The sequence below is a fragment of the Bdellovibrio sp. KM01 genome (assembly GCF_013752535.1).
Lineage (GTDB): Bacteria > Bdellovibrionota > Bdellovibrionia > Bdellovibrionales > Bdellovibrionaceae > Bdellovibrio.
Genome location: NZ_CP058348.1, coordinates 2883912 through 2900309, shown reverse-complemented (window position 1 = coordinate 2900309; position 16398 = coordinate 2883912). Strand labels below are relative to the sequence as shown.

Annotated in this window: 17 protein-coding genes; 8 read left to right on the top strand and 9 right to left on the bottom strand. The window is 45.7% G+C overall.

Annotated elements, in window-relative coordinates; all coding sequences use genetic code 11:
- Window positions 1-3: 3 nt before the first annotated feature.
- On the top strand, window positions 4-1227 hold the full coding sequence (gene pgk, locus HW988_RS14050) for a phosphoglycerate kinase (RefSeq protein WP_181604848.1): 1224 nt from the start codon (window positions 4-6) through the stop codon (window positions 1225-1227).
- Window positions 1228-1589: 362 nt separating this feature from the next.
- The gene (gene tpiA / locus HW988_RS14045) at window positions 1590-2312 is read left to right on the top strand and encodes a triose-phosphate isomerase (RefSeq protein WP_181604847.1); all 723 of its coding nucleotides are present in this window, start codon (window positions 1590-1592) and stop codon (window positions 2310-2312) included.
- Between the two features lie 86 nt (window positions 2313-2398).
- Here tpiA and HW988_RS14040 read toward each other — a convergent pair whose 3' ends face one another.
- Window positions 2399-2890 (bottom strand): hypothetical protein, encoded by a 492-nt coding sequence (locus HW988_RS14040; protein WP_181604846.1) that lies wholly within the window; start codon window positions 2888-2890, stop codon window positions 2399-2401.
- A 10-nt stretch (window positions 2891-2900) separates the two neighbouring features.
- Window positions 2901-4112 carry a hypothetical protein gene (locus HW988_RS14035; RefSeq protein ID WP_181604845.1) on the bottom strand — a complete coding sequence of 404 codons (1212 nt, stop codon included), beginning with the start codon at window positions 4110-4112 and terminating at the stop codon, window positions 2901-2903.
- Window positions 4113-4392: 280 nt separating this feature from the next.
- On the opposite strand from HW988_RS14035, the gene ilvA reads away from it, so the two are divergent.
- Window positions 4393-5598 carry a threonine ammonia-lyase gene (gene ilvA, locus HW988_RS14030; RefSeq protein WP_181607807.1) on the top strand — a complete coding sequence of 402 codons (1206 nt, stop codon included), beginning with the start codon at window positions 4393-4395 and terminating at the stop codon, window positions 5596-5598.
- Here ilvA and HW988_RS14025 read toward each other — a convergent pair.
- On the bottom strand, window positions 5591-6382 hold the full coding sequence (locus tag HW988_RS14025) for an ABC transporter substrate-binding protein (protein WP_181604844.1): 792 nt from the start codon (window positions 6380-6382) through the stop codon (window positions 5591-5593). The genes ilvA and HW988_RS14025 overlap by 8 nt on opposite strands.
- Window positions 6383-6609: 227 nt before the next feature.
- On the opposite strand from HW988_RS14025, the gene HW988_RS14020 reads away from it, so the two are divergent.
- Entirely contained in the window at window positions 6610-7614 is a 1005-nt protein-coding gene (locus tag HW988_RS14020; protein ID WP_181604843.1) for a hypothetical protein, read from the top strand.
- A 39-nt stretch (window positions 7615-7653) separates the two neighbouring features.
- Here the strand turns inward: HW988_RS14020 and msrA are convergent, their stop codons facing one another.
- From msrA to HW988_RS14005, 3 genes are read right to left on the bottom strand one after another with little or no spacing between them, the layout of a single operon-like run.
- Window positions 7654-8151, bottom strand: coding sequence for a peptide-methionine (S)-S-oxide reductase MsrA (gene msrA, locus HW988_RS14015; protein ID WP_181604842.1), 498 nt, complete (start codon window positions 8149-8151; stop codon window positions 7654-7656).
- A gap of 58 nt (window positions 8152-8209) precedes the next feature.
- The gene (locus HW988_RS14010) at window positions 8210-9622 is read right to left on the bottom strand and encodes a hydantoinase B/oxoprolinase family protein (protein WP_181604841.1); all 1413 of its coding nucleotides are present in this window, start codon (window positions 9620-9622) and stop codon (window positions 8210-8212) included.
- Between the two features lie 3 nt (window positions 9623-9625).
- Window positions 9626-10978: a hydantoinase/oxoprolinase N-terminal domain-containing protein gene (locus HW988_RS14005; RefSeq protein ID WP_181604840.1), complete on the bottom strand. Its 1353-nt coding sequence runs from the start codon at window positions 10976-10978 to the stop codon at window positions 9626-9628.
- 93 nt (window positions 10979-11071) lie between these two features.
- Between HW988_RS14005 and hisC the strand changes: the two genes are divergently transcribed.
- Both hisC and cmk read left to right on the top strand, forming a co-directional pair.
- Entirely contained in the window at window positions 11072-12217 is a 1146-nt protein-coding gene (gene hisC / locus HW988_RS14000; RefSeq protein ID WP_142701126.1) for a histidinol-phosphate transaminase, read from the top strand.
- A gap of 42 nt (window positions 12218-12259) precedes the next feature.
- Window positions 12260-12913 (top strand): (d)CMP kinase, encoded by a 654-nt coding sequence (gene cmk, locus HW988_RS13995; RefSeq protein ID WP_181604839.1) that lies wholly within the window; start codon window positions 12260-12262, stop codon window positions 12911-12913.
- Between the two features lie 30 nt (window positions 12914-12943).
- Here cmk and HW988_RS13990 read toward each other — a convergent pair whose 3' ends face one another.
- The gene (locus HW988_RS13990; protein WP_181604838.1) at window positions 12944-13789 is read right to left on the bottom strand and encodes a LysR family transcriptional regulator; all 846 of its coding nucleotides are present in this window, start codon (window positions 13787-13789) and stop codon (window positions 12944-12946) included.
- An 89-nt stretch (window positions 13790-13878) separates the two neighbouring features.
- On the opposite strand from HW988_RS13990, the gene HW988_RS13985 reads away from it, so the two are divergent.
- Both HW988_RS13985 and HW988_RS13980 read left to right on the top strand, forming a co-directional pair.
- On the top strand, window positions 13879-14295 hold the full coding sequence (locus HW988_RS13985) for a hypothetical protein (RefSeq protein ID WP_181604837.1): 417 nt from the start codon (window positions 13879-13881) through the stop codon (window positions 14293-14295).
- A 144-nt stretch (window positions 14296-14439) separates the two neighbouring features.
- Window positions 14440-14841, top strand: a complete 402-nt coding sequence (locus HW988_RS13980) for a hypothetical protein (protein ID WP_181604836.1) — start codon at window positions 14440-14442, stop codon at window positions 14839-14841.
- Here HW988_RS13980 and HW988_RS13975 read toward each other — a convergent pair whose 3' ends face one another.
- Window positions 14842-15279, bottom strand: a complete 438-nt coding sequence (locus tag HW988_RS13975; protein WP_181604835.1) for a hypothetical protein — start codon at window positions 15277-15279, stop codon at window positions 14842-14844.
- Window positions 15264-16319, bottom strand: a complete 1056-nt coding sequence (locus HW988_RS13970) for a hypothetical protein (protein WP_220128748.1) — start codon at window positions 16317-16319, stop codon at window positions 15264-15266. The genes HW988_RS13975 and HW988_RS13970 overlap by 16 nt, the downstream gene beginning before the upstream one ends.
- Window positions 16320-16398 lie beyond the last annotated feature (79 nt).

Sequence of the window (16398 nt, the reverse complement as noted above, 5' to 3'; positions counted from 1 at the left end):
TCAATGAGCGCAGGTCTTAAAGGTATTAAAACCGTTCGTGATTTCGCGTTGGAAGGCAAAGTTGTTTTCCTGCGCTTGGATCTGAACGTTCCCATGGAAGGTGGCAAGATCACGGATGAAAACCGTATCACGGCTTCTCTTCCAACAATTAAGTATTGCATGGAACATGGTGCGAAGATCGTTATGGCTTCGCATTTGGGTCGTCCGAAAACGAAAGACGACAAAGAGTTCTCCTTGGAGCCCGTTGCAAAACGTCTTCAAGAGCACTTGAATGCAGAAGTGATCCTGGTTGAAGAACCAGACTCTGATGCTCCCGTTCACTTGCTGCCTTCTTTGAAAAAGAATCAGTTGATCCTTCTTGAAAACGTCCGTTTTGAAGAAGGCGAAACAAAAGACTCCATCGAGTTCGCGCAAAAAATCGCAAACTACGCGGAGATCTACATCAACGACGCGTTCGGTGCTTCCCACCGTGCACACGCAACGATTCATGCGTTGCCATCGGTGATGAAAGAAAAAGGCATCGGTTTCTTGATCGAAAAAGAAATCAACATGCTGGATTCACTTTTGACGAATCCAAAACGCCCTTACATCGCAGTCATGGGTGGTGCAAAAGTTTCTGACAAAATGCCGGTTATCGAAAAGTTGATGGACATCGTTGACGGTTTCATTATCGGTGGAGCTATGGCTTACACATTCTTGAAAGCTCAAGGTGTGTCTGTCGGTAGCTCGTTGGTTGAAACTGACAAGGTTCGCTATTGCAAAGAAATGATCGAGCGTATTCAAGCTCGTGACAAAACTATTTTGCTTCCAGTGGATCACGTTGCGACGAAAGCCTTTGGTGATGTGGCGAATGCTCACACGACAAAAGACGTTGTAATCCCTGATGGCGAAATGGCTTTGGATATCGGTCCTCAAACGATCCGCAATTACTCTGCGGCTCTTAAAGAAGCGGGAACTATTTTCTGGAACGGTCCAATGGGCGTTTTTGAAAATCCAGCTTTCTCTAAAGGGACTTTCGGCGTTGCTAAGGCGATCGCTGAATCGAATGCGACAAAAATCGTTGGTGGTGGTGACTCTGCAGCAGCAGCTGAAATGTCTGGTTATGCAGATAAAATGACTCACATCTCTACAGGTGGTGGTGCGTCCCTTGAATACCTTCAAGGTGATAAATTGCCGGGCTTGGAAATCCTTCGCACGAAGGTGCGCCCAGCCAGCAACTACGAATAAAGGTCCGCTAGATCTTGAGCGGATCCTTCGTTGCTTCGTCGTCGGCGTACAGGCGTACGCCTTCCTCCTTGCGCCTCGGCTGCGCTCAAGCTTTAGCGCACCTTTTGAACAGCTGGCTAGGGTCGGAGAGGGAGACGGGGATCGGAGAGTGGCTTTGCTGCTGAAAAATGAGCCCCTTTGGGGCCATTTTTTTTCGGGGAGCTGTGAAAGGTGCCTGGCGGTTTTTTCGTGACGCATGCGGTTACCGAAGCGGAGATGGATTTGTTCTCTGTGAATGTTAGTTTTGGCTTATTGGATGCGGGCAGCGACCGAAGTGGCAGTGGAAATTGGGCTGCTGTGATTTTTTTTGATTGGGGATTTTTATGAAAAAGATTTTTGCGGGTAACTGGAAACTTTTTAAGACACCTGCGGAGACTCGTTCTTTTTTGAATAAGTTCAAAGAAGTGATGGGTTCTGTGACGGGGGAAGTTGTGTTTTTCCCTTCGGCTATTTCTTTGGAAGCGGCCTGTGAAACTGTGAAGGGTTCTGCAATCAAGATTGGTGTGCAGAATGCTTACACTCAGGCACAAGGAGCTTTTACGGGGGAAAATTCGGCTCAAGTGGTGAAAGAAATCGGTGGGAATTATATTCTTATCGGGCATAGCGAGCGTCGTTCTATCTTTGGTGAAACGGATGCCTTGATCGCTGACAAGGTGGCTTACGTTCAATCTTTGGATCTTATTCCGATGCTTTGTATTGGTGAGACTTTGCAAGAGCGCGAGGCGACTCACACGTTCCGCGTGCTTGAAACTCAATTGCTATTGGGGTTGGCTAAGGCTGACAAATCAAAACCTGTCGTGGTGGCTTACGAGCCGGTATGGGCGATCGGTACGGGTAAGGTGGCGACACCTGAACAAGTGGCTGAAACTCACACGGACGTTCACAGCATCCTGACTAAAATGGGATTCACCGCACCGATTCTTTACGGTGGCAGTGTAAAGCCAGACAATGCGGCTCAACTAATCAAGCAAGCTCACGTGAGTGGTTTCTTGGTGGGCGGGGCTTCTTTGGAAGTGGATTCCTTCCATAAGATCGCAACTGTATAGTCACTTAAAAGCAGTGAGTGTAATTTGAAACTAAAAAAGCGCGCCTGAAAAGAGCGCGCTTTTTATTTCACCTCAGGCCTGAGGTTTTATCCGTTACCTTCGTTGGCGGAACGAACAAAGTTTTGGATAGCTTTATGCAGTTCGGCCGCCTCTTTCGGAGGAAGCTTTTTCAAAGCTGCTTGGTACTGTTCCTGGCGTTTTTTAATCTTAACAGGCTTGCCTTTGAATTCCGGAAGTTCATAGTTAAAGAGTTCCGAAACCATTTCCGTTGCATATCGCGTGGGATCTTTTTTATTCATGGCAGAAGTCACTTTTAAAATTTGCTCCAACAAAAGTTGATCTTCTGGAGATTCTTTAAAAGCTTTAATCGCGTCAGACAGAATATCAAAGGCTTTGTCCTGATCCTTCTGAAGCTTCTTAGATTGCGGGTCATTCTTTTTGAACTCGCCATCTGTGGGCAACGTCGCAATGATTTGCTCAGCTTTTTGCAAAGCCATCAAAGAATCATCCGCAGAAACAGCAGCAGCTCTTAGGCTGATGGAGCTAAATATAAGAGTGAGAATTAACGCTTTCTTCATAACACCATTCCTACGGTTTAATCATCACACCGACGATTTTATACGGCTTTTTCCTTCTCTTAAAGTCTTTGGCTTTAGGAGATGATAAAAAACTTCCATCTGAATCATCAGATCTTCTGCCCAGGAAATCACTTACGTAACTGCCATCCGTCGACCAGTCCGTTTTGATTTGAATATCTCCAGACTGTCTTTTGTCAGAAGTTTCATAAATAATCACAGAGCCTTTGGGAGCATCGTCAGGGGACTTGATAATGCCCTTGTATGGTGGATCCATCAAATTTATGAAGCCTTGGGCTTTTAAATCTTTCACACCATTTTTAGCGTGTCCCCCGGGAGGACGAGACTTTACCAGCCCACTCGCCAACAAGGCATCTTTAACGTATGCATAGCAACGGCCCGTGGATCCAGGTTCGCGGTTGCGAATGCCGGCTTTGATCGCCGCATTTGCTTTCGCACTTTCAGAATACTTCATCACCTCTGGGAAATTCGACCAGTCAAATTTCTCCATGGTGTAGGTGCGCTTTTTCAGCTTTGCTAAGGTCGCAGCCTTCTTTTTATCCGCAGCTTCTTTCCCGTAGTCAGGGGCTTTCTCAGAGTCTTTTGCTTTTCGACCTTTGGCGACTTCGTCATCCAGAATTTTATCAGCCACGCTTTTCATGGCATCATGATTGGCGCTTGTACCGCAGGAATTGTTCAGCAAGCACATGTTCCCTGTGCCGGCCTCAGTCTGACTGCGATCACCACTCGGCATTGCTTCATTCGGATCGACACTTTTATCATCAGCAGGAGTTGGAGATGCGGGAGCCGGGATGCCCTCGCCAGATTGGCGGGCTTTCGCCGTTAAAGCATTTTCGGGATTTTGTACTTCCAGATCTTTGGTATCACGGAAAGTAATCCACGGATTTTTTTTGTTATAGTAAACCCAAACTTCATCACCGGGTTTCGCGTTGGTTTTACCTTTACCAACTTCAGTCAGCCGGATTTTCACGCCGTAAGAGCCCGGGGATTTCATGCGCCGAGATTCAACCACAGTACCTTTAGTTCCTTGGGTCACTGTCGTTTTGATGTTGTTGGCACTTTTAGAAAAATCAGCAGAGGAACGACCAAACAGATTTCCTGTCAATACGACTTCCTGAAGCTCTTCCGGAACTTGCGCGAACGCAGAACTCCAAACAAGCATCACGGCTGTCGTCAAATTTAGAAATCTAAGTCGGTTGATCAAATTGATACCCCTCCCTAGACTTTTCGGCGAATATCCCAAAATCATGAGTCCTTTTGAGTATTTCCGCTTAATATTTGATAAATATGCGACATAATATTTCTTGAGATTTCCAGGTTTAATACGAAAACCTGAGTGATTACATACGTTTGGGGTCATTTTTCGGGTCAATCTTCAGGGGCATCACATCTGTGAAACCATCTTGCCCGGAATTGGATTTTAGAAGAAAGTAGGCGAATCAACAGGAGTTCCGGTTTCTATGCCCAACGAAATGCCCAACGTAATGAAAGTTACTTTCGAAGACATTCAGAAAGCTCGCCAGCTGATCAAAGACATCATCAGCCCCACGGAGATGAGCCACTCGATCAGTGCCAGCAACCTGTTGAACAGCGAAGTTTATTTTAAATTCGAAAACACTCAGCGCACGGGTAGTTTTAAATTCCGTGGTGCTTACAATAAAATTTCAAACTTAAGTGCGGAAGAAAAGGCCCGTGGAGTGGTGGCAAGTTCTGCCGGAAATCACGCGCAAGGTGTGGCATTGTCAGCACGCTTGGCGGGAGTGAAATCCACGATTGTGATGCCTGAAAATTGCTCGATCAGCAAAGCAACTGCGACTCGCTCCTATGGTGCGAACGTGGTTCTTAAAGGCGAAATTTACGACGAAGCTTACGAGTACGCGCAAAAGCTTGAAAAAGAAAATGGCTTTACTTTCGTACATCCTTACCAGGATCCCTATGTGATTGCGGGGCAGGGTACGATCGGTTTAGAGATCCTTGAGAAAGTTCCAGATCTGGATACCGTGATTGTTCCCATTGGTGGTGGTGGATTGATCAGTGGCGTGGCCTTGGCGGTGAAAACCATCAATCCCAAAGTGCGCGTGATCGGTGTGCAAAGCGATCGCTCTCCGGGAATGGCTTGTCTCTACAACAAACAAACCCAAGACCAAAAAAAGAAACGTGCGGCAACGATCGCGGATGGTATTGCGATTAAAAATCCATCGCAAGTGATCTATGACAGCTTCATTTCAAAATATGTCGATCAAGTCGTGACGGTGAGTGATGACGAAATCGCTGAAGCTATCGTGTTCCTGATGGAGCGTGCAAAAACAGTTGCCGAAGGTTCCGGAGCCGCTGCCATGGCAGCAGCCATGCATCGTGGTTTGGCGCTTGGTAAAAAATGTTGCGTGATCATCAGCGGCGGTAACATCGATTTGAATATCGTCAGTAAAATCATTGACCGTGGTCAGGCCCTTCGCGGAAAACTGTGTGAGTTGTCTGTCATCGTGGATGACTTGCCAGGAAACTTAAGCAACCTCACTCAAGTGATTGCCACCGAAAAAGCCAATGTATTGGAAGTGCGACATGACCGCGTGTCTCAAGGTCTGTCATTGCGTGAAACGCGTATTGATTTCGTCTTGGAAACTACCAGCATCGAGCACGTGGAAAGAATCAAACGTGCTTTGGAAGCAAGCGGCGCTAAAATTATTTAGTCGCCGTTTCTAAAGCTTCTTGTTGTTCCCAGTCCGTCAAACCATATTTAGCCAGGATGCGATTCAGTTCACCGGTCTGGCGCATCTCTGTGATCCCTTTAGTAAAGATTTTTGCGTAAATTTCTGATTTTTTGTTGGCTGGTGAAAACGCGATGAAAAGTTTCGCGTCGTTTGCGACTTGAGCACTCACCGGTTTGTATTCGTCTTGGCTTAATCCCATGTTCGCTAAATTTGTTCGCAGCACGGTTTGATTTTCAATGAAAGCATCCAGGCGTTTGCTTTCGATCATTTTGATAATTTGATCTAAAGGATGCTCCCCCGAAATAGAAATAAAGATATCTTTGTTTTCAGAGACGATGCGATCCATGTCGCCACCATAGGCATAACCATTAATGACACCGATTTTTTTACCCACCAAAGAAGCACTGCCTTTGTAGGTCCATGTCGAGTCTTTTTTAACAAAGAAGAAATCCTGACCATGTCCCAAAGTTTTAGTAGGGAATACGAAATCCGGGGCATCGTTGTAGTTAGCACCGACAATTGCGGTGGCCTTGTTTCTGCGCGTTTCGCTAACGGCGCGAGCCCAATTCACCATTGAGAAGTTTACTTTGTGGCCATTTTTTTCGAAAATTTTTGAAACGACTTCTACCATGTAGCCGGGGTCTTTTGAGCTGTCACAGACATACGGGCACCAAGCGTCTGATCTGACCAAAATGGTGTCCGCCATCGCGACCGATGTGCGGAATCCGATTGTGAGCATCATTGCAGCTATCAGCAGTTTCATTTCAAGAGTCCCTCTAAACTTACAGCCTGATAATTCGTTACCGTGTCTTTTCCGAAGTTTCCAACCCAAACTACCAAATTACGGAGTTGTAACTGGCGAGTGGCACATAATTTGGAGTTTTTGCTCTCTGCAGAATGAGTGAGAAATTAACTGCAGATAGTGTTCCACGAAAGTGACTGAAAGTGTCAGTTGTCGATTCGTTGAACACACCACACTGGGATGTATTTATGAAACATAAGATCTGTTTGTCGGGCCTTTTGCTACTTTCCATGGTTGCGTGTTCTGAGATCCAAAAGGTCGATGAAATGCACGATGCCACGGTGAAAATGAGTGACACCACAGAGGACATGAAAAAGAGCACCGGTGAACTTAAGGATCAAACCGACGAGCTATACGATGCTCTTCGCCAGGGGAATGCTTTGCAGCTTCGTCGCGAGGCTTATAACTCTGTTCTACAAGCACCAACCTTGTTCAAAAAAATCTCTGAAGCGACGAAGTACTTCATGTCCTATGAAGTGCAGTTATGGAATGGCTTGGGACAGGATAAATCCTCTGCGAAACGCGAAGTTTTAGAACAGCAAGCGACTCAAGAATTTTTCATGGAGATTGAAGAGCTCGCACGACGCGATAACAGTGTCGATCCTTTGGCAGAGCCTGATGCGAAAGACATCACATCGAAAGACAATATGACAGCATCCTTCAATGCGATGGCTGTGGCCATGGATCGCACGAATCGCAAGCAAGTGGAGAACGTGGATCGCCTGGGTGACACGCAATTAGTCAGCATGTACAGCCTGATGGAAGAAGCTCTGTTGGCTCCGCGTGATATTCCTCAAAAAGGTTCGATACGCGAAGTATTGGCGCACGAAGAAAAAGCCATCCAAATTTTGCAGACTCGCTACAATATGTTCCCGTTGATGTTCATCGATATGGTTTCAAAATTGGGTGATAAGAATCTGGTGATGCAGGCAAAGACTTTGTTGTTGGGCTGGGATCTGGATATGTCGGGTATGAATGCGACTCAGGTGGAGTATCTTAAAACCGAAGTTCTGCAAAAAGGTATCGACGCCAAAAATCTTTTGATCAAGCTTGGAAAAACGCCGCAAATGGATTCCAAAGTGAAACGTTTGATTGATAAAATGAAAGTGCAAAAAGGAGCAGCGAAGCTCAGCTTCACCGAAGCCCAAAATCAACAGACACTGATCGATATGCTTAAAGAAATTCGCCAATAAAAAAAAGGTCCCAACCGGGACCTTTTTATTTTCTGTGATTTAAAAATCAACTTTACGAACAAAGTGGCAAGTATAGCCATCTGGATTCTTCAGCAGATAATCCTGGTGATAGCCTTCGGCTGACCAGAACTCCGGAGCCTTGGCCACCACAGTGGCTGCTGGTTTTCCCCATGCGCCTGACTTATCCACGCGGGCGATCACTTTCGCAGCTGTTTCCTTTTGCTCCTCAGAGGTAAAGAAAATTTCGCTGCGATACTGAGTGCCGATGTCATTGCCTTGACGGTTTAAAGTCGTGGGATCGTGAATCTTAAAAAAATAAAGCAAAAGGTTTTCAAATGAAAGTTGATCGGGATTGAATTCAACTTTCACAGTTTCTGCGTGGTTCGTAGTTCCAGTTTTTACTTCGTTGTAGGTCGCATTTTGAGTGTTGCCACCCATGTACCCCACTTCGGTTTTAAGAACGCCCGGAAGCTTGCGCAGCAGGTCCTCCATACCCCAAAAACATCCACCAGCTAAATATGTGACTTCTGTCTTCATAGCGAATCTCCTTGGTTGGTCATTCGGTCATTATACTCCGACGAAGTCGGAGTGCAAGTCAGTCGACTTTAGTTTCTGCGCGACCATAGCCTCCGCCCGTGCCTGAACACAGACTTAGGACCTCACCCTTAAGGATCTTTTGCTGGCCTAAGACCGGCAGGCTTTTAGCCGTTTCGCCTTTTTCCAAAGTAACTTCTGAGACATCACCGTGAGAGCAAGTTTTTGGCAGGCGAGGACGGTGCAAGGTCATATCTGTTAACCAAGAAACTTCGATATCTTCCAAAGCTTCTATCTTAAAGATCAAGCCGCGACCGCCCGAGTACTTACCTTTGCCGCCCGTGGAATTTCTGCGATCCATGCGTTGCACGCGCACTGGAAAACGTCGTTCCAAAGTTTCAATCGAAAGGCCTTCGATGTGGGCGCTTTGACCGTCGTGTTCGGCTGTTGCACCTTGGCCACCTTCGATGCTGAGGAAAGCCTGGGAATTGCCGTGATTCAATTGCAACATCACCGGAGTATAAGCGTTTAATGCTTTTTCGTGCTTGCTATGGATGAAAGTTAAAGCAAGGTCGATAGCTGTTTGCACAGCAGCAACTCCGCAAGTCATGCCTTTCAATGTGGAGGCTGGGTATTTTGCCATCAACCAGCAGCCTGCAGGTTTCGTTACCTGCAAAACTGAAAAGGAACCCGAGTTTGCATAATTATTAAAGCCATAGAATTTGCTGATCGCATGGAAGCAAACACCATATGTCGCGGATTCAGTCAGGTGCAAAGTTTTGGCAGCAGAGGTACCACCAAAATCAATAACCACTTTTCCGTCTTGAATTTCCAGACTCAGACGCAGCAATTCGCCGCTATCCAAAACCACATCCACGCGAGTTTCCCCGGAAGCTTTTTCAGAAATTCTTTGTACAGCCAACTTTTTGGAAAGTTTGACGTACTCTTCGATCAATTCGCCAGTAACTGAAAGTCCTGTCCCCTCGATGGTATCGTGAAGGCGTTGAGCGCTGACGATCATTTCTGCGCACTGGGATTTAATCCATTCAGTGAACTGAGGTGGGCAGGCCGGATGAGCACTCATCGCTCCCAAAATCACTTCATTCAATTGGCCCTTTTGGCGCAGGGGAGTTGGAGGAATCCGCAAACCTTCTTCCTCAACACTTTTGACGATCTTGAGGTATTTGCCCATCGGTCGGCGAGTGACCCATACCAGATCTTCAGAAACAGCCATGATGAAAGTGATTTCATCCAAAGTCGTTCCACCGCTGTAAGGGTCATTCAAAAGCGCGATTTCGCCTTCGTTCAATTTCAAATATTTAGTAACTGTGCGAGCTGCTTTAACCAGGGTGTCGTAAGAAACGGGATTGTTCCCGCGCAACAACAAAACATCGCCTTCGTTGGTTAAAAGAGCAGATTCACCTTGAAGAAAATCCGAAAGCAAAGAATGGAAAAGTTCGATTTGATAAGACATAAATTAAACCTTCGCCTTGCTGCCGATTGCAATCACAGCACGGGCTTCTGCAAAATCTTCGTTATCGAAAGATGCATTCGGATCTTTTTTGAAACCATTGGCGAAAAGATCTGCCAAAGGACCCGTCACTTTGACTTTTTTATTCTGACGGTGCATCAGTGATTCCATCACGATTTTTTGCATGCCCAGACTTTGAAGTTCTTTGATCACAGTCGCAGTTTCCAAATTGCGATCGTAGCTGGCTTTAATCAAGGTCAGAAGGCTGTTCTTAAACTTTTGAATGCCCGCTGGAATCATACGATCCTGCAAGCCATCCAATTTATTCAGTTTTGCATTCTCGGTCCAAAGATCCATCAAAGTTGGTTTTTGCCCACGACCAAAACTCATCGGCCCGGGTTCCCAACCTTCCGTGCGCTGATTGAAATCAAAGTGTTTGAAATCATTAAGTTCCAAACCTTGAGTCGGTTGAACCGCCAACTGACGAATTTTTAGACTTCTGTTTTCAACCTTACCCCATGGACTTTCCCAGATTTCACTCCACGACTGGGGAGAGATCAAAACGAAATCTTCCAGGCCCAAATGCAAAACGTCAGTTTTCGCATCTTGGTATTGGAAACCCAAAGCGCTATAGGAGGCAAAAAGACTGCCCACGCGTTTGTGATTTTCATTTTGGAAGACTTCACCTTCGGCGCCGATAAAATAGATTTTATCTTCCGTCACTGTATCTTTTAATGCCTCGACCAGATCTTTTTTCAAATCCTGGAACAGGCTCGAAATCGTCGCATTCAGAGCATTTTTTCTCCAGCGAGTGACTTCGTCCTGATTTTCAGTTTTTTCCGGAATAAAGACTTCGATATTTTTAGATTGAAAAAAATCCTGCGCTTGTTTTTCGTGAGCAGGATTGATCGTCGCATGCAAAAAGTGCAGGCAAACTTTTTTGATTTTCATCAATTCGAGCTTTGCAGCGATGCCTTCAAGCTCTTCATTTGCGAGAGGTTGAAGCACTTGGCCTGAAGCCTGGATTCTTTCGCGAACGGAAAAATGCAATTCTTCAGATGTCAGAGCAGAACCCGAGCAGCCACGCAGTTCCAGCCAATTTTCAAAACCCTCTGTTGTCACGTGAGCCACGGCACCAGAAAGTTTATAGTCCATGAGTCTTTCAGAAATTCTTAAGCTCACGAAAGTTTTCGCAATCACTTTATCCTTGTGAGCGGAAACGAATTGTTGAAGAGAATTTTTTAAATTCTCGCGGGACAGGTAGGCGCGTTTGGCAGCAATTGTTTTAGAACCATCCCACAGAATGTATTCTGCGAAGGATTCACCAACACTTACCCCGAACATGAAACTGTTTTGCATTTTTAAACGCTCTCTATTGAAATCGCACTAGAATGTGTTAAAGCTAGGCGATCAGATATAGCAAACAAGTCCCCATAAGAAAAGGATTGTTACGTGAAGATTTCTCCAGAAATTTTAAATCTTGTGCCTTATAAACCGGGTAAACCGATTGCAGAAACTCAGCGAGAGTATGGTTTATCCCGAGTTTACAAGCTGGCCAGCAACGAAAATCCCCTTGGACCAAGCCCCAAAGCGATGGAGGCTGTAAAAAAGGCGCTGGAGCACCAAAATCTTTATCCAGATCCCTCACATTATGAGCTTTTGCAGACGATTTCTAAAGAGTGGGGCTTTCCTAAGCAGCAATTGGCGATCGGAAACGGCAGTGATGAGCTGATCGATCTGTTAACTCGCATTTTTTGCGAGCCGAAACAGGGTGTTTTGACTTCAGTAGCGGCTTTTAATGCTTACGAAGTGAGTGCGGGTGCCAATCGTGCTGCCCTTCACAAGGTGCCTTTGACGGAAGGATATTGCTTCGATTTGGAAGCCATTGCGGACTATTTCATGGCTCACCACCAGGAAAAGGACATTCGCCTTATTTTCGTTTCAAATCCGAATAATCCAACGGGGACCTATGCTTCGAAAGAGCAAGTTGAGAATTTCCTGGCTCGCCTTGGAAACCGTGATGATGTGATGATCGTGTTCGACGAGGCTTATAACGAATTTGTTCGTGCTGAAGATTATGCATCGGCGCAAAATTACATCAACAAATACAACAACCTGATCGTTTTACGCACCTTCTCAAAAATCTATGGCCTGGCGGGTTTCCGTGTGGGTGCTATGATTGCGCCGCCGACGGTGGTTGAGGTCTATAACCGCGTGCGCAAGCCTTTTAATGTCAACGATTTAGCGCAAGTCGCCGCAAATGCGGCTCTGCAGGATAAAGAATTCCTACAACGCTCACAGCAAATTTGCTGGAAAGGGCTTGATTACTTCTACAAGAAATTAGAAGAATTGGGCCTGCCGTACATTCATTCCCAAGGTAACTTCGTCATGTTTGACACACTTCGTGACGCGGTGAAAGTCAATGAAGCTTTGCTTCGTCGTGGGATCATCATGCGACCTGTTTTGAACTATGGTTTTAAAACACATATGCGCTTGAGTGTCGGTTTGGAGCATGAAAACGAAGCAGCTATCGCAGCTTTGAAAGAAGTGCTGAAGGAAATTCCTGTCTTGGCTGGAACGCCAATTCCGACAGTCTAAAGAATTTTAGTTTCAAGGTGTAGATAGGATTTTGGAGTGGAAATGGGATTAGTAGTAACGATCGATGGACCTGCGGCATCTGGTAAATCTTCAGTCAGCCGTGAACTTGCCCGCCGTCTTGGCTGGAAATGGGTTTCTACAGGTGCTTTCTATCGTGGACTTGCTTATGCCGCTATTCAGTTGAAAGTGAACCTTGATGACGTGAAAGCGTTGTCAGAGCTGACTCACAATCCAATCTGGAGTGTTCGTCTAGAGCCAGATCGCACGCGCGTTTATTTCCAAAATGAAGATGTCACAGATGCTATTGCTCACGAAGACGTGGGTAATTTTGCTTCCAAAGTCAGTCATTACCCTGAAGTTCGTAAAGCTCTTTTGGATGCTCAACGTAACTGCAGCAAAGGTGAAGACGGTTTGGTGGCAGAAGGTCGCGATTGCGGAACTGTGGTTTTCCCAACAGCCGAAGCAAAAGTTTATCTAACGGCTTCCAGCGCTCACAGAGCTGCTCGTCGTGCGAATGAGCTAGGTCTTGATGAAGGCGATATGGCGAAAGCTCAAAAGCAACGTGACCATCAGGATTCTACCCGCAAAGTGGCACCTATGGCCGTCCCGACGGACGCGTTTGAACTCGATTCAACAGAGTTGGATCTGAATCAGGTCGTCGACAAAGTCGAAGCCTTCGTAAAAACAAAAATCTAAAAATTAAAAGCTGCTGAAAAGCAGCTTTTTTTATTTTTTCACGACCCCCAGGGATTTCTTAATTCCCTCGATGATGATTTTTTCTGCTTGGGTTTTTCCGAACTCTGGACGATAGACCAAGCAGACTTCGTCAGTGAATGTCGGTAGGCCGGGGGCTTGTTCAAGTTTATAACCTGAAGCTTCCACTGCGCGAGCAGGGGCGATAGCATAGCCCAAATTTTCATTCGCTAAACTGCAGATCAATTCCAGGCTTTCAGAGCTTATGATCTTTGCAGATTTGTTTTTCCATTTTTTCAAAATCGATTGGGTTTGAAACAGGTCGCTGTTGCAAATAACTGTTTCCTTGTCGACGTCGCCTTTGCCTTTCCACATAGCCATTGTATCTGTGGTGAGCTTTTGAATAACCAGATCAGGAATTTCTGCTGGATTGATAACAACCCCGACATCGATGGTGCCTCGTTGGATTTCTGCTTGAATGTTTCGAGACAGATCATGTTTCAGTTCCACACGGTAATCAGGTGCCATAGTTCGAACGTGTTTTAATGCCTTGGGTATCGTGTATTGAGCAACTGTAACGTGGCAGCCGATGGTGATAGTTCTACCAGCAAAAACAGTCTCTTTGTTCGTAGGGAATTCTAAATCTTTTAAAGAACGAATCAGTGACTGAGCTTTACTTAAAAAGACACGTCCACTGGGTGTCAGTTCGATCCCCGTGCGAGAACGATAAAAGAGGGTGGCGCCCAGGTCGCTCTCAAGTCGCTTTAAACTTTCAGAAAGTGCGGGTTGACTAATTTCCAATTTGGTCGCCGCTTGGATGATAGTTTTGCACCCAGTGGTCTCTACAAAGTTTTCGATATCACGGATTCTATATTTCATAAGTAATCACCTATTGAAAGTATAGTTATTATCATATTTCACATATGCCTTGAAATCAAATATTCCTTAGCGCAGGAAAAAGGAGATTTATGAAACTCATGACGGCAACGCTTTTAATAATTTTGGGAACTTCACAGGCCATGGCTCTGACAGTTGATCAGGTCGAATGTTCGGACGGTAACGGCAATTCGTTGGTTTTACATCGCGATGTGGATGATACGCTTCGAGGTGTATTAGCAGACAATGGAAATACGGCACAAATCGAATGTGAGAAGGGGGGATGGGGGCGACGGACCTTCCAGGCACCTATTGTCTGCACAGGGCCATGGGCTATCGCTATTGGAGCTTATGGTAAAGTGCTCAAACGCAATGTCGTCATTCGAATGGAGTTGTCTCAAGAATCGCCACTCTCTGCGAAAGCAGATTACAAGAGCAATTGGTTGATGATTTCCGGCAGTGGGCCACAACCAAGACTCCTAGAATGTAAAACGGCGTTGGATCGCTAATTCGTTGAGTGCGCAGTTTTAAGCCAGGGCCTGTTAAAACTTCATGCTTAGAACCTGAAACAGGACTCTAAAGCAATAGGAAGGAGTTGGGATCAGGCCCGGCATTTGTATCTCCGATGGAATTGTCCTTCCTGGAGGTCGTTTATGATGAAAATTATCGTGATCCCTGTATTGCTTCTTATGAGCTCTCTTGCCCATGCTGGAAAAGACGTCGTCGTGACCTGTAAGGGGTCTCAAAGTCCTACTATGAAGCCGCAAGAGACGTATACGGTGAATTTAACTGAGTTCGGCGATATCGTCCTGGAAGGCCAAGATGCGAAGTCTTCGCAGATCTATATCAAAGTGGATGCAGCTCAAGTGATTAGAAAAAACGATGACTCGGGATTAAGTCTGCAAAGCACGAAACGCCAGATGGGGATGACGCTGTCTCAGCAGTCATTGAACATCGACTATAAAACGGGAAAAGGCCTGGCCCAGGACACATTGACTCTCAATGCGGCCGGCTCCAAGCCTCGTTCGATCTATCTTGCTTCATGCACAAGATAATTATTTTTTAGTGAATACGCAGGTCCCCAGATCTTTTTGATCTTTCTTCTGATTGATCGTGATTGTTTGTGCCGTCACGATCACTGACTTCAACGAAGAATTTTTAATGTTGCCTTTGCAAACTTCTTTGTTGATGCGAGTCAGCTTGGTCGACGTGTCATTATCTTCCCGAGTCGAGATTAAATGATCTTCGCAGCTTGTGTCGAAATCAGAAGGTTCTTTAAACTCTTTATTCGATAGCGAAAATCTGTCTTTACCGATCTTCAAATATTTATCAGTGATATCGCTTTTTTTAATTTCCAGCTCAGAACAATATTCTTCATCACCCGAAGTCAGTTCGTATTTACCCAAAGACAACGTGGGAATACTCTCGGCGTGTGCTACAGATGAAAAAGAGATGACAGCAAGACTAAGAAGAGTGATTACTTTTGAAAACATAGTCTGAACCTTTCCATATGAGGCATCATTTGTCTCTGTACACGTTTACCACGAAGTGGGCCCCAGTAGCTACCAGGACTTGTTGCGTTGCTTGAACCAACAAGATCTTTACGCATGATTGAAATCGCGCAACGGGCTTGTCCCTCGGCAGTACTAACGCTGCGGCATTCAGGACCACGTCCGTTTTCGCGGCGAACAGCAGCACTTTTCTCCATCGTCCAAAGACCGATACCGATATCAGGATTCAGGATGCGAGTTCTACCGCTACGATCAACATAAGTTTCGCCATGCTCTGTTGAAGCATTGCACGTCACATTTTCTTCGCGAGCCAATGCCGTCCAGAACCATGTCCAAGCAAGGAGTTTGTTTTGGTCACTTAGAGAGTTAAAGCGAGGGCACAATGTTCCCAAAGCATTCGAGCTTGTGAAGTCTTCTTTGTAACCAGGACGTGACATGAGGCTGATCATCTTTTGCCCCAAAGCACCAGGGCGACCTTGGGTGTTCATGATTTTCATACAAGCATTTGGAATAGTTCTTTTTGCCAATGCTTTACCGCGAGAGCTATAGCGAGTTCTTTCAGGTGCAATCGTGGAACGTTGACCTTCAGTTGTGGGCGCCGCAGCGGCCACAGAACAACTTGTGCAGTTAGATTTTTTCACCGCTTTATTGGCTTTATTGACAGCTTCCAAGGCTTCAACCGTGCGGGCTGATTTCTTTTTTGAGCTTTCAGGATCTGCGATGGCTGGCTTGTCGGTTTCAACGCGTGCCGCTTTGGCAGAGGAAACGCTGGAAGCCGTGCGAGCTTGATTCCAATTGCTTGGCATTTCTGCGAACAAGCTCAAATCTGAAGCGCCTTCTTTATGATAGACCCACATTTCTTCACCTTGGCTGCGACCATTTAATACTTTAATTTTAATACCAAATGATCCAGAGCGAAGTTTTTTGGTTTCCAGAATTTCACCACGAGTTCCACGCGTCAGTGTCGTAACAATATTGTTATCACCGCGAGTGAATGATCCCGAGCTGCGACCGTTTAGCATACCTTTTAATTCTACATACTCTTCCTTGCCGGTAAAACCCGACAATAAGGAGATGCATAGAGTCCCTGCTAAAATTCTT

Excerpts from the sequence above, each read along its gene's own strand:
- HW988_RS14010 (WP_181604841.1), bottom strand. The coding sequence starts at position 9,622 with ATGTCTTATCAAATCGAACTTTTCCATTCTTTGCTTTCGGATTTTCTT.
- pgk (WP_181604848.1), top strand. The coding sequence starts at position 4 with ATGAGCGCAGGTCTTAAAGGTATTAAAACCGTTCGTGATTTCGCGTTG.
- msrA (WP_181604842.1), bottom strand. The coding sequence starts at position 8,151 with ATGAAGACAGAAGTCACATATTTAGCTGGTGGATGTTTTTGGGGTATG.
- HW988_RS14020 (WP_181604843.1), top strand. The coding sequence starts at position 6,610 with ATGAAACATAAGATCTGTTTGTCGGGCCTTTTGCTACTTTCCATGGTT.
- HW988_RS14005 (WP_181604840.1), bottom strand. The coding sequence starts at position 10,978 with ATGCAAAACAGTTTCATGTTCGGGGTAAGTGTTGGTGAATCCTTCGCA.
- HW988_RS13970 (WP_220128748.1), bottom strand. The coding sequence starts at position 16,319 with ATGCTAAACGGTCGCAGCTCGGGATCATTCACTCGCGGTGATAACAAT.
- HW988_RS13990 (WP_181604838.1), bottom strand. The coding sequence starts at position 13,789 with ATGAAATATAGAATCCGTGATATCGAAAACTTTGTAGAGACCACTGGG.
- HW988_RS13975 (WP_181604835.1), bottom strand. The coding sequence starts at position 15,279 with ATGTTTTCAAAAGTAATCACTCTTCTTAGTCTTGCTGTCATCTCTTTT.
- HW988_RS14040 (WP_181604846.1), bottom strand. The coding sequence starts at position 2,890 with ATGAAGAAAGCGTTAATTCTCACTCTTATATTTAGCTCCATCAGCCTA.
- tpiA (WP_181604847.1), top strand. The coding sequence starts at position 1,590 with ATGAAAAAGATTTTTGCGGGTAACTGGAAACTTTTTAAGACACCTGCG.
- ilvA (WP_181607807.1), top strand. The coding sequence starts at position 4,393 with ATGAAAGTTACTTTCGAAGACATTCAGAAAGCTCGCCAGCTGATCAAA.
- HW988_RS13980 (WP_181604836.1), top strand. The coding sequence starts at position 14,440 with ATGATGAAAATTATCGTGATCCCTGTATTGCTTCTTATGAGCTCTCTT.
- cmk (WP_181604839.1), top strand. The coding sequence starts at position 12,260 with ATGGGATTAGTAGTAACGATCGATGGACCTGCGGCATCTGGTAAATCT.
- HW988_RS13985 (WP_181604837.1), top strand. The coding sequence starts at position 13,879 with ATGAAACTCATGACGGCAACGCTTTTAATAATTTTGGGAACTTCACAG.
- HW988_RS14025 (WP_181604844.1), bottom strand. The coding sequence starts at position 6,382 with ATGAAACTGCTGATAGCTGCAATGATGCTCACAATCGGATTCCGCACA.